Below are 11,980 nucleotides of genomic sequence, written 5' to 3'. Positions count from 1 at the left end.
ATTTAGTCGTTTTTATAATTGATTTTACAAGTCTAATTTCAATCCGAAATTATAACGAGGCTGATAATATTCAGCTTGTTTCGTGTGTGCAGCAACTCCTTGATAATAGCGTAACGGCTGGTTTGTTAAGTTATTTGCTTCTGCAAAAAAGCGAAGTTTTGGCGTAATTTTATAAGAAGCATTTGCATCTAAGAAAAACTGCTTATCATAATAACTGTCTTTATATGATTCTGAACCCAATTCATCTAAATAATCAGATGTAAAGTTGGTTGAGATTCTGGCAGAAAAACGTTTGTTTTCCCAAGATAAAGATCCGTTAAACATGTGCGGCGTTGTTCCCGGAAGGCTGATGTCGTTTCTTTCGTTTCCGTCTTCATCTGCAATTCCTTTTGCTTTAGATTTTGTGTACGTATAGTTTAAATAAACCGCAAAACCTTTTAAGAACTGACCCGGAAGAAAATCCAGCTGACGCTGCAATGCAACTTCAAATCCGTAAACATCAACTGTGTCGCCGTTTCTTGATTGTAAAAAAGACCAGTTTTCACCAACCGGAATTGGGTTTATCTGATTTGGAAAATCGGCAGCAAATTTTTCAGTAGTATATTGATTGTCGCTGTAATTGTAAATGAAATCATTTAATCTTTTGTAGAAAACACCTCCGGAAATTAAACCAACAGATTTGAAATAATTCTCGGCCATGAAATCATAATTGTATGAATATGTTGCATCAAGACCGGGATTTCCGGCTGTAATTTCTTTATCTGCAGCAATATTGTTTACGTAAGGAGCCAAAGCATAATAATTTGGTCTTGCCAAAGCTGTTGTAGCAGCAGCTCTTAAAACTAAACTTTTTGTGGCATTATATTGAAAAGAAATACTTGGCAATAAATTAGTATAAGAGTTTGTATTGTTGATTTTACTTTCTAATTCTTCTTCATCCAAAACCCTGTTTCCGGTATAATCGATATGCGTATTTTCCATACGAAAACCTAAAACCATCGAAAGTTTATCATTAAAATCCTGATCCCATCTTACATAAGCGGCATAAATACGCTCTTTAGCATTATAATTTACTGCTAAATATTCTGCAGGATCAGCTTCTTTATCAAATAAAGCAGCATTGTTTAAATCTAAACTTCCTAAGAAAGCCGCCGAAGCAAAAGTTCCCGGAACATATTTACTTCCCGGATTAAATCCTTTCCCGTCATAATAACTGTTTGGAACTTCAGATAATAATTCCATTCCATCATTAACCGGTTCATAAGAATAGAACATATTATTTCTTTCTTTTTCTTTCAAACGAAGTCTTAAACCAGTTCTTAATCTTCCTTTTTCTCCAGCAATTACAGAGAAAGGAAAACGGATATTTACTTTTGCACCAAATTCACTTTCGCTGGTTTCATCTGTGTTTTCAGTAACCGAATCAAATTTAAATTCGTCAACAGATTCTCCAACAGTTGTCATTAAAGGAAATCTTGGATTTGATAAATCTTCAAACATTTCTAAACCTTTCTGACGGTATTCGATATAACGCTCGCCCGGACGGTATTCTCTTGCTTTTGCATAGTTTGCCGACCAGTCTAAGTCTAAAGTAGAATTGATTAAATGTTCTCCTCGAAGCGAATAATTCTGAACTCTTTGGTCTTCTAATCTTCTGTTTTTGTTTCTGCTGTTGTCTACACCACCTTTTGTCTGACGTTTTACACGACCTTCAAAACCTGTGATTTCTTCACCATTGTAAATAGGTTCGATATCATCATAAGTAGTTCTGAAACGGTTTTCTCTATCGTCTCTCCAATTGTAAATTGCATTCGCAAAAATGGTATTGTTTTCGTCAAATTTATAATCTAAAGCAACAGATCCGCTGCGGCGAATACGCTGTACATCATATTTTCTAATTTCTGAAGCCTGTAAATATTCATTTCCGAAATCATCTTTAACCCATTCGTTTTCGATATTATCAGATCCGTAATCTACATTATTATAAGAACCGCTGAAAACAGCGCCTAATTTGTTATCAAAAAAACGATTTCCGTATACAAAACCTGCAGTATAACTTGCGTGTTCGCGAATTGGTAAATAACCTCCAGCAATCGTTGCAGAGATTCTTTCTCCGTTTGGAGTTGCTCTTGTAATTAAGTTTACAGAACCTCCAATTGCATCAGCATCCATATCTGAAGTAAGCGTTTTGTTAACTTCGATTGTAGAAATCATATCAGACGGAATCAAGTCCATTTGTACATTTCTGTTATCTCCTTCTGCTGATGGAATACGATCACCATTTAAAGTAACAGAGTTTAAAGACGGTGCCAGACCTCTTATAATAATATTACGAGCTTCACCCTGATCGTTTTGCATGGTAATACCCGGAACACGTTTTAAAGCGTCTCCAACATTGGCATCAGGAAAACGACCCATTTGATCAGACGAAATTACGTTTCCGATATTTTTATTGTTTTTTTGCTGATTCAGCGCTTTGGCCTGACCTTTTAAGATGTCTCCAACAATAACCTCTTTCAATTCATTTTCAGAAGCTTTAAGAGCAAAATCCAGAACATTGTTTTTTCCTTGCTCAACCGTAATTTCGTGAGTAATAGAAGTATATCCAATATATTTTACTTCAACTTTGTAAGTTCCGGCGTTAATATTTAATAATTCAAAACGGCCGTTGTAGTCAGAAACCGTGTATTTGTTTTCTCCAACAATCTGAATCATAGCTCCAGGTAGAGGAAGTTTGTCGTCTACATCAAGCACTTTTCCAGAAATTATGGCTTTTTGGGCATAACCGGAAACGGCTAAAAATAGGAATGTTAATAATAAATAGAATTTTTTCATTGCGGGGTAGTTTGATTTTTTGCGAAACTAGACTCTTTGTATTACTAAAACCCTTTAAAAAAATTAACATAGTGTTATGATTCGTCAGTTATTCCTTATTCTTATTAATATTTAACTAACATTCAAATCTCAAATAACTGATTTGCAGTTAAAAACAAATCAATATTTGATTGTAATTGAAAATTTGGCGCTAAATTTGCCGTATCATCATTAATCAAAAATCATCAATCATGTTAAAACAATTTTTTATCCTTTGTTCCGGTGCCGACCGAGATATTTTAGAAGGATGTTCAGAAGGGGAACAAACCAAATATGTTGGTATTGGCGCCACCGTTTTTTTTACTGCTGTAATGGCATTTTTAGCCAGTGCCTATGCACTTTTCACCGTTTTTGATTCTATTTATCCGGCCTTAATTTTTGGGTTTGTATGGAGTTTATTGATTTTTAATTTAGACCGATTTATCGTTTCAACAATTAAAAAGAGAGATCGTTTTATGGATGAATTCCTGCAGGCGACTCCGCGTATTGCATTAGCAATTATTATTGCGATTGTAATTTCGAAACCTCTAGAAATTAAAATTTTCGAAAAAGAAATCAATACCGTTTTATTGAAAGAGAAAAATGAAATGGAATTGGCCAATAAAAAGCAAATTGGAACGTATTTCAAAACCGATTTAGATAAAAATAAAGCTGAAATTGCGGCGCTAAAAGCAGATATTGTAAAGAAAGAGAAAGAAGTAAATGCTCTTTATTCTACTTATATTACAGAAGCTGAAGGAACTGCAGGAACTAAAAAACTAGGAAAAGGTCCGGTTTATAAAGAAAAGCGCGAAAAACACGACGCAGCTCTTAAAGAATACGAAACTCTGAAAAAAACAAACGAAGCTAAAATCGCCGAAAAAGAAAAAGCGGGAGTACAGCTTCAGGCCGATTTAGATAAAAAAGTTTCGCAGACACAGCCAATCATAGAAGGTTTCGACGGATTAATGGCGCGTATAAATGCATTGAATAAATTGCCGTGGTTGCCGTCATTCTTTATAATGCTGCTGTTTTTAGCAATCGAAACATCGCCAATTATTGCTAAATTATTAGCTCCAAAAGGTGAATTCGACTTTAAACAAGAAGAAGCCGAAACAGCAATGAAAGCAACTTTGGCACAAAATAAATACCAACGCGATTTATTAGTGAAAACCAGCGCCGAAATGCACGATAAAGTTTACGCTGATATTGCCGAAGATAAAGGATTGTATGATTTGCAAAGAAAAAATGCAAAAGAGTTACTGGAACTACAATCGCATAACTTTTTAGATAAACAGAAGGCGACTTTATAAGTCGAAAGTTGGAAAGTCGAAAGTCATAAAGTCGAAATTCAGACTCAAAACAAAAGCCAGAAATAGAATTTCTATTTCTGGCTTTTTTTATTTTAGACAAAGTCATAAGGCTTTTGGACTTTCGACTTTTGACTTTAAGGCTAATTTTACATATAACTTAAAATCTCTTTTTTATAAGCATCATATTCTCCCTGCATAATTAAACCATTATCAAGAAGTTTTTTGTAATTCTGTAATTTATCAAAAAGTTCTTCTTTAGATAAATCACTTAATTTACGTTCTCCAGCTGGCTGAGTCGGAAGCGGTTCGTAAGTTTCAGTAACTGGCGCAGCTGGTAAAATCTCTGCAAAACTTGTTACTTCTTCCGTTTCTACTTCTTCAATTTCTTCAGCTTCTTCTTCAAAAACTGGTTCTGCAGTTTCCTGAACAGGTGCAGTGTTAGAAACCGGATTTTTTAATAAATCCAATTGTTCTTTAGCGTAAGTATAAATTTTTCTAGCCTGAATTTTCGGAATATAGTCAATTGAAATTGCTAAATCTGTTTTAGTACCAAATGAAAATTCAGAACCTAAAATGTTTTCTTTTACAAAAGTACTTGCAATATCATCCCATGTATAATCTGTAAAATCCATAGAAAGACCTAAATTTTTAGGTTTACAGATAATGATACGCTTGTTTGTCAATACAATACTATCTGGAAAAACAGTAATTGCAGGTTTTTTTTGCACAGCGATGTATCCAACTTCTTCGCCTTTCATCAATAAATCGTTAAGTTTCGAAGTGATTTTTTCAATCGCTTTTGGATCTTGTTCTTCGTTCAGAAATTTTTTAAATTGTTCTTTCATTTTTTTAAGTTCTAAGTTACTAAGCTGCTAAGTCGCTGAGTTTTTTACTGACGCTACAAATGTAATGCCTAATTTTCTAATTGAGTAATTTCATTTTGAATTTTCTTTGTCAAACTTTTGAAAACCAATTCATACGAATGATCTATCAATTCTTTGACAAATTTTACGGGTAAATTTCCATTCAAAGCCACCGTATTCCAGTGCACTTTACTCATATGATATCCGGGTTTAATCTCATCATACTCTGCTCGTAGTTCTTGCGCACGGTCCGGATCGCATTTTAAATTGACAGACTGCTCGTTCTTTTCCCATTGAGATAAAGAAGACAAAGCAAACATTTTTCCGCCTACTTTAAAAACCAGAGTATCTTCATCAAAAGGAAAATGTTCGCTGACCCCTTTTTTCGACAGACAATATTCGTAAAACGTTTCTAAATTCATAACAGTTTATTTTCCAATTTCACCTAAATGTGTGTATTTAAAACCTTTTTCATATTTAAGACCGTAACCAAAAATACGATCCATTGCCGAATGTGAAAATAAAATAATTCCGGCTAACTCAATACTTTCGATCCTTAAATAATATCCTAAACCATAAATTAAAAGCGCAATTCCTTTGTGATGGAAGATATTGTAGGCAAAAGCACCAATTTTATTTCCGAAAATATACCCAATCATAGAGAAATCAGGAGCTAAAATCAAAACCAAAAACCACCACCATTCAAAATTTAAGCGGTTAAAAAGAAATATTCCGAGAATAAATAAAGCTGTTTCTTCGAGTTTTATGACTGTTTTCATTTGATTATTTTTTCCATCATCTTTTCAGGATGATTCAGTTTTGTAAATCCGAATTTTTCGTATAAAAAGTGTGCATCAGTTGTCGCCAGTCGCCAGATTTTTACTTCTTGCAATTGAGGATCATTCATCATTGTTTCGATTAAAATGGATGAATAGCCTTTTCCACGGTGTTTTTCATCAATAAAAACATCCATTAAATAAGCAAAAACGACATAATCAGTTATGACGCGTGCAAAACCAATTTGTTTGTCATCCAAATAAATTCCAAAACAAACCGAAGCATCAATTGTGCGCTGAACTTCGTCGATAGTTCGTCCGGCTGCCCAATAAATGTCTTTTAAAAAGTTCTGTATAAACGGAACGTCGAGTTTTGTTTTATCTGTAGAGACAGTAATCATTTTAATTTTAGATTTTATAGTTCAGATTTTAGATTTTTTGCAGTAGAGTAATCTAAAATCTACAATCTAAAATCTGAAATTTTATATAATATTGGTTTTGATGGACTTGCGTCGTTTTCGAATGAAGCGATTTGAAGATTTAGAATATAATTTCCGTCTTCAATTTCTTCAGGAACATAAATCATTTCTGTAATTGTGGCGTTTAATCTTGCGTCAGAATTTAGATTATGCGTGTCTTTCACATTCCAAAAAGCTTTATGAGCCAATAATTTTCCTTCATCATGTTCTTTGTCAACACTTGGCAAATCAATCAGTAAATGCTGAATTTCGCTTTCGCGGATGAAAATTGCAGCGTCTTCAGACAAATAAGGCGGATTTGTATTCGAATATTTTCTTGATCTTTTATCTTTTGAATTAGGAATTGTTCGAATTATTAAAGCCTCGTTTGTCACATTGAGCGAAGTCGAAATGCTTTCTTTAGTAATCACAAAATCGTCTCCAATTTTCTCAGGCTCAACCGTAATCAATTTTGCTGTAAAGAAAAACTGTTTAAGTGATTGATTAATACTATAAAAATCATTCGTAATATGCCCCAAACATTCCGTGTGCGTTCCATGCCCATGCGGGTTGAAGAAAATATTATTAAAATTCGTAGATGATTTTCCTTCCGAAACTTTCCCAATCCAATCTCCAAAAACTACGGGTTCAATAACTGGTTTTTCGATATACCAGGCAATTGGGTTTTCGTCTGTATTTGTTAAAGGAATAGAAATATCAATGGGTTTTGATAAATCGATTTGATATTTATTGTCAAGAATTGCAATCATTTGGAACACGGATTTTACGGATATTCTAACGCGGATTTCTACGGATTTATCAGCGTTGCCTGCATCCGTTTAATCAGCGTCTAATTTTTATTCTTCCAAATTTAAATAAAACAGATCACTTGCAATTCCATCTGTTAAAAATTTTCCTTTTGGAGTTGGTTTTAGAATGTTATTTTCAATTGAAAGCAAATTGTCGTTCAGGAATTTCTGAGATTGTTTTTTCAGATAATTCAAATATTCCAAGCCAAATTCCTTTTCAATTCTTTCTAGAGAAACGCCCCAAATGGTTCTTAATCCCGTCATAATATATTCGTTATAACGGTCTGAAATGGTTAAAATCTCAGTTTCAATTGGAAGTTCGTCGTTTTGAATTGCTTTTAAATACAGAGAATTATTTGCAATATTCCAACCTCTTTTTTCACCATCATAACTATGAGCCGAAGGGCCGATTCCGATATATTTTTTGCCCAGCCAGTAAGCCGAATTGTTTTTAGAGAAATAATTTTCTTTTCCAAAATTGGATAGTTCGTAATGAATGAAACCATTTTTTTGAAGCATTTCAACCAAAATCATAAAATGATTGGAAGCCACTTCATCCTGAGGTTCAGCAATTTTTCCGGTTTGAATTAATTTGCTCAAAGCTGTTTTTGGCTCAACCGTCAAAGCATAACTCGAAATATGCGGAATGCCAAAATCTAAAGCCGTTTGGACATTATTTCTCCACATTTCGTCGCTCATTCCCGGAATTCCGTAAATTAAATCCAGCGAAATATTATCGAAATATTTAGTTGCTTCTTCCAGGCATTTTTTGGCTTCCGCCGAATTATGAGCGCGATTCATCATCTTCAAATCTTCTTCATAAAAAGACTGAATTCCGATGCTTAATCTGTTTATCGGACTTTTAGATAATTCGAAAATTCGCTCAGCAGATAAATCATCTGGATTGGCTTCAAGTGTAATTTCAGGATTTGCTGCAACTTTATAGTTCTTATAAACTTCAGAAATTAAAAAGTTTATTTCGTCATTTGATAAAACCGAAGGAGTTCCTCCGCCAAAATATATAGTTTCTACAATCTCATTGTCACTTCGAGCTGAGTCTAGAAGCTCATTTTTTCGCATGCCAATTTCTTTGGCTAAAACCAAAACCATTTCGTCTTTCTTTTTCATTGAAGTAGAAAAATGAAAGTCGCAGTAATGGCAAGCCTGTTTGCAAAAAGGAATATGAATGTAGATACCTGACATAATAAAAAAAGAGCAAGTTAAATCTTGCTCTTCAATATTCAATAGTAATTAGTGATAAATTATATTTTTTTTATTAGAATGATGCGCTTTCTTTGAAAGTACCATTCGAAATAGTAATTTTTGCATTCGTCTCCGGATTCGTAGCTGTTAAGCTAAATGTTCCAGCGGCTAAAATGTCATTCAGGGTTGTGAATGTAACAGTACCCGATACATTATAATTAATGTTTTGGTGAGTTGCTGTATCGTATTTTTGAAAAGTAATTCTATAAGCATTGTTGTTGCTTGTAAAATTGTAAGTTCCTGTTTTTGCATCATAATCAGGGAAAGCAATACCAATTGTATACTCACCGTCGTTTTCAACATAAATTATTTTTGTTTCCTGATTTTCGATTGTACCGTCAAATGATAAACCATGCCAGTCTTTTCCATCAATTTTAGCAGAAGTACCAAGACCTTCAATTTGTGGAGTAATTTCTTTATAAGAAACTTTAAATGAACCGCTTACGTTAACAAAGTTTGATTCGTAATCGTAACCATCTTCATATACTTTTCCTGAAAATTTTACCTGAACTGTTTTATTTGTGGTATTTAGGTTTTCTAACGTAAAGGTAAAAGTATTAGAAGTAAAATTTTCTGAAGCCTGCAGCCATGGAATATTATTATTTGTTACAGGATTTGTACTGGCTTGATAAAGATTTCCATAGGCATTAAATTTAAAATCAATTGCGATTCCTTCTTCAGATGTTCCCATAACTTCTATGAGATCGCCTTGTTTTTGCGCCTCCCATGTTTTTATTTTTTGTGCTTTACTGTCGTAAGTAAAATTGAAATAAGTTTCTGAAGATGAATTATCATCACTACCGTCATTAGAAGAACATGATGAAATAAGCGCCGTAAATAGAACGAACGCAATAACTTTAAATTTTGTCATTGGAAAGTTGGGGTTTTGGATTAATTACGACAAATATAATTATTTTCGAATCTTATCCTCATTTTGTTTTACAAAAGCATCCCAGCCAGAATAGCTTTTTCCAGCGATAACTTTTCCAGAATTGAAATGATGACAAACTGCTGCGGCCAAACCATCTGTTGAATCCAGATTTTTGGGTAATTCTTTTAAACCTAAAAGCTGTTGCAGCATTTTAGCAACTTGTTCTTTGCTGGCGTTTCCGTTTCCGGTAATTGCCATTTTTATTTTTTTTGGTTCGTATTCAGTAATCGGGATACCTCTTGAAAGTCCTGCTGCCATTGCAACACCTTGTGCGCGTCCTAATTTTAGCATCGACTGAACGTTTTTGCCAAAGAAAGGAGCTTCAATCGCAATTTCATCAGGACAATGTGTTTCGATTAATTCGATAGTTCGCTCAAAAATGATTTTTAGTTTTTGGTAATGATTATCATATTTGGAAAGCTGCAATTCATTCAATTGCAGAAATTCCATTTTTTTATTGATGACTCTAATTAATCCAAAACCCATGATTGTCGTTCCGGGGTCAATACCTAATATGATGCGTTCTTTTGTCAATTTTTAAGTTATTACGCCAAGTTACACTAAGATTACACAGAGATTCACAAAATTTCTCTGTGCATCTTTGTGATTACTTTGCGAATCTTTGTGGAATAGCATTATTACAATACTTTGTGTTACTTTTGCGGCATGATTTCAATTCCTCACAAAGCTAAGCAATTCCTCGTTCTTCTAGCCAAACTTTTAATTGTTGGCGGCGCATTTTATTTTATCTATAATCAGCTGGCGAATAACGATAAACTGGACTGGCAGAAATTTATTGTATTATTTCGTAAAAACCAGTCGGTTTTAGGGATCTCGTTTATATTGCTTTTGAGTGTTTTAAATCGTTATTTTGAGATTTTAAAATGGCAGAATCTTGCCAAAGTAATACACCAAATTTCAGTTTACGAAGCCACAAAACAGGTTTTAGCAGCTTTAACAGCAGGGATTTTTACACCAAACGGAGTAGGAGAGTATGCAGGAAAAGCGTTATATTATCCAAAAACGGAAGCCAAAAGAGTAGTTTTCCTGAACTTAATCTGCAACGGAATCCAGATGATTTTGACGATCATTTTTGGAATTTTCGGATTGCTCTATTTCAACGCACAATTTAATGTAATTACAACCAAAACAGTTTTAATCTTATTTGGCGGTTTTTTATTAATTCTGATTATACTTTTTTCAATCAAAAAGATTAAGGTAAAAGGATATTCGATTGAAAAACTAATTCATAAAATCAATGAAATTCCAAAACCCATTCATCAAAGAAATATTATTTTAGGGATTTTAAGATATTTAGTTTTCTCACATCAATATTACTTTTTATTTCTGGGGTTTGATGTAGATCTGCCTTATTTAACTTTAATAGCAGCGATAACTTCAGTTTACTTTTTAGCTTCATCTTTACCCACTTTTCAGTTTTTAGATTTTGCTGTAAAAGGAAGTGTAGCTATTTATTTCTTCGGAATTCTTGGTGTAAACGAATGGATTGTAATTTTCATAAGCACTTTAATGTGGTTTTTGAATGTAGTATTGCCAGTAGTTTTAGGAAGTTATTTTGTGTTGAATTTTAAAACCAAAACTGCAGAATGATTTTTGGTTTATTTGAAATATTAATCATTTATGCGATAACCATTGGTTCGCTTATACAGGGGTTTTTCAAAGTAAAAAAATATCAAAATAAAAGTTTAAGTCCAAAGACAAGTTTTACGATAATAGTGCCTTTCCGAAACGAGGAAGAAAATCTTCCGAAGCTTTTAAACAGTTTTTCAAACTTAAATTACCCGACAGATTTATTCGAAGTAATTTTAGTTGATGATTCTTCAAATGAAAAATTTCAATCATCAATTGTTAATTATCAATTATCAATTATAGATAATATTCGTCTTTCAAATTCACCAAAAAAAGATGCGATAACTACGGCAATGAATCATGTAAAAACCAATTGGGTAATTACAACAGATGCCGATTGTATTGTTCCCAAAAACTGGCTTTTAACTTTTGATAATTATATACAGGAGAATAAAGTTTCTATGCTTGCCGGAGCGGTGACGTATAATTGTGGAAATTCTTTTTTAGATCATTTTCAACAATTAGATCTAATCAGTCTGCAAGGCGCAACAATTGGAAGTTTTGGTCTCAACAAAGGTTTCATGTGCAACGGAGCCAATTTTGCTTACACAAAATCACTTTTTGAAACCCTAAATGGTTTTGATGGAAATGATAAAATTGCAAGCGGCGACGATGTTTTTTTATTGCAAAAAGCCATTGAAAAATTCCCAAAAGAAGTTCATTATTTAAAAGCTAAAGAAGCCGTTATTATTACAAAACCAACAGAAACTTGGAAAGCTCTTTTTCATCAAAGAGTACGCTGGGCGGCAAAAACAAGTTCGTACAAAAGTAATTTTGGAAAGTTTCTGGGGATAATTGTTTTCTTCGGAAATTTGAGTTTTGTAATTACGTTTATTCTATTTCTTTTTGGAACTTTAAGTTATCCAATTTGGGTTTTGTATGCCTTTTTTAAATTCGTTGTGGACTTTATTTTGCTTTCTATTACGAATCAATTTTTAACTGAAAACAGAATTAAAAGTCTTTTACTGAGCAGTTTATTTTATCCTTTTTTCAGTTCAGTTGTGGCTTTGTACAGTTTGTTTGGTTCTTATGAATGGAAAGACCGTCAGTTTAAAAAATAATTA

At 33.3% G+C, this 11,980-nt stretch carries 12 protein-coding genes; 3 read left to right on the top strand and 9 right to left on the bottom strand.

Features of this window, described 5'->3' with window-relative positions:
- Nucleotides 1-24 precede the first annotated feature (24 nt).
- Nucleotides 25-2,835, bottom strand: coding sequence for a TonB-dependent receptor (locus tag BUC29_RS02755; RefSeq protein ID WP_073413128.1), 2,811 nt, complete (start codon nt 2,833-2,835; stop codon nt 25-27).
- A gap of 230 nt (nt 2,836-3,065) precedes the next feature.
- Here BUC29_RS02755 and BUC29_RS02750 point away from each other — a divergent pair, with 230 nt between their 5' ends.
- Complete coding sequence (locus tag BUC29_RS02750; RefSeq protein ID WP_073413126.1) at nt 3,066-4,166, top strand: DUF4407 domain-containing protein; 1,101 nt, start codon at nt 3,066-3,068, stop codon at nt 4,164-4,166.
- Nucleotides 4,167-4,312: 146 nt separating this feature from the next.
- Here the strand turns inward: BUC29_RS02750 and BUC29_RS02745 are convergent, their stop codons facing one another.
- The 8 genes from BUC29_RS02745 to ruvC form a co-directional block, all read right to left on the bottom strand.
- Entirely contained in the window at nt 4,313-5,011 is a 699-nt protein-coding gene (locus BUC29_RS02745) for a PH domain-containing protein (protein WP_073413124.1), read from the bottom strand.
- Between the two features lie 68 nt (nt 5,012-5,079).
- The gene (locus BUC29_RS02740) at nt 5,080-5,451 is read right to left on the bottom strand and encodes an MmcQ/YjbR family DNA-binding protein (protein WP_073413122.1); all 372 of its coding nucleotides are present in this window, start codon (nt 5,449-5,451) and stop codon (nt 5,080-5,082) included.
- Between the two features lie 6 nt (nt 5,452-5,457).
- On the bottom strand, nt 5,458-5,808 hold the full coding sequence (locus BUC29_RS02735; RefSeq protein WP_073413120.1) for a DUF4260 domain-containing protein: 351 nt from the start codon (nt 5,806-5,808) through the stop codon (nt 5,458-5,460).
- On the bottom strand, nt 5,805-6,206 hold the full coding sequence (locus BUC29_RS02730) for a GNAT family N-acetyltransferase (RefSeq protein ID WP_073413118.1): 402 nt from the start codon (nt 6,204-6,206) through the stop codon (nt 5,805-5,807). The genes BUC29_RS02735 and BUC29_RS02730 overlap by 4 nt, the downstream gene beginning before the upstream one ends.
- Before the next feature lie 59 nt (nt 6,207-6,265).
- Nucleotides 6,266-7,033, bottom strand: coding sequence for a cyclase family protein (locus BUC29_RS02725; RefSeq protein ID WP_073413116.1), 768 nt, complete (start codon nt 7,031-7,033; stop codon nt 6,266-6,268).
- An 87-nt stretch (nt 7,034-7,120) separates the two neighbouring features.
- Entirely contained in the window at nt 7,121-8,275 is a 1,155-nt protein-coding gene (hemW, locus tag BUC29_RS02720; protein ID WP_073413114.1) for a radical SAM family heme chaperone HemW, read from the bottom strand.
- A gap of 73 nt (nt 8,276-8,348) precedes the next feature.
- Nucleotides 8,349-9,206: a hypothetical protein gene (locus tag BUC29_RS02715; protein WP_073413112.1), complete on the bottom strand. Its 858-nt coding sequence runs from the start codon at nt 9,204-9,206 to the stop codon at nt 8,349-8,351.
- 39 nt (nt 9,207-9,245) lie between these two features.
- Entirely contained in the window at nt 9,246-9,800 is a 555-nt protein-coding gene (gene ruvC / locus BUC29_RS02710) for a crossover junction endodeoxyribonuclease RuvC (RefSeq protein WP_073413111.1), read from the bottom strand.
- Nucleotides 9,801-9,932: 132 nt separating this feature from the next.
- Here ruvC and BUC29_RS02705 point away from each other — a divergent pair, with 132 nt between their 5' ends.
- Nucleotides 9,933-10,877 carry a lysylphosphatidylglycerol synthase domain-containing protein gene (locus tag BUC29_RS02705; protein WP_073413109.1) on the top strand — a complete coding sequence of 315 codons (945 nt, stop codon included), beginning with the start codon at nt 9,933-9,935 and terminating at the stop codon, nt 10,875-10,877.
- Nucleotides 10,874-11,977: a glycosyltransferase family 2 protein gene (locus BUC29_RS02700; protein ID WP_073413107.1), complete on the top strand. Its 1,104-nt coding sequence runs from the start codon at nt 10,874-10,876 to the stop codon at nt 11,975-11,977. The genes BUC29_RS02705 and BUC29_RS02700 overlap by 4 nt, the downstream gene beginning before the upstream one ends.
- Nucleotides 11,978-11,980 lie beyond the last annotated feature (3 nt).

It is taken from the genome of Flavobacterium defluvii (assembly GCF_900129555.1).
Taxonomy (GTDB): domain Bacteria; phylum Bacteroidota; class Bacteroidia; order Flavobacteriales; family Flavobacteriaceae; genus Flavobacterium; species Flavobacterium defluvii.
This window is presented reverse-complemented; position numbering and strand designations above follow the sequence as displayed.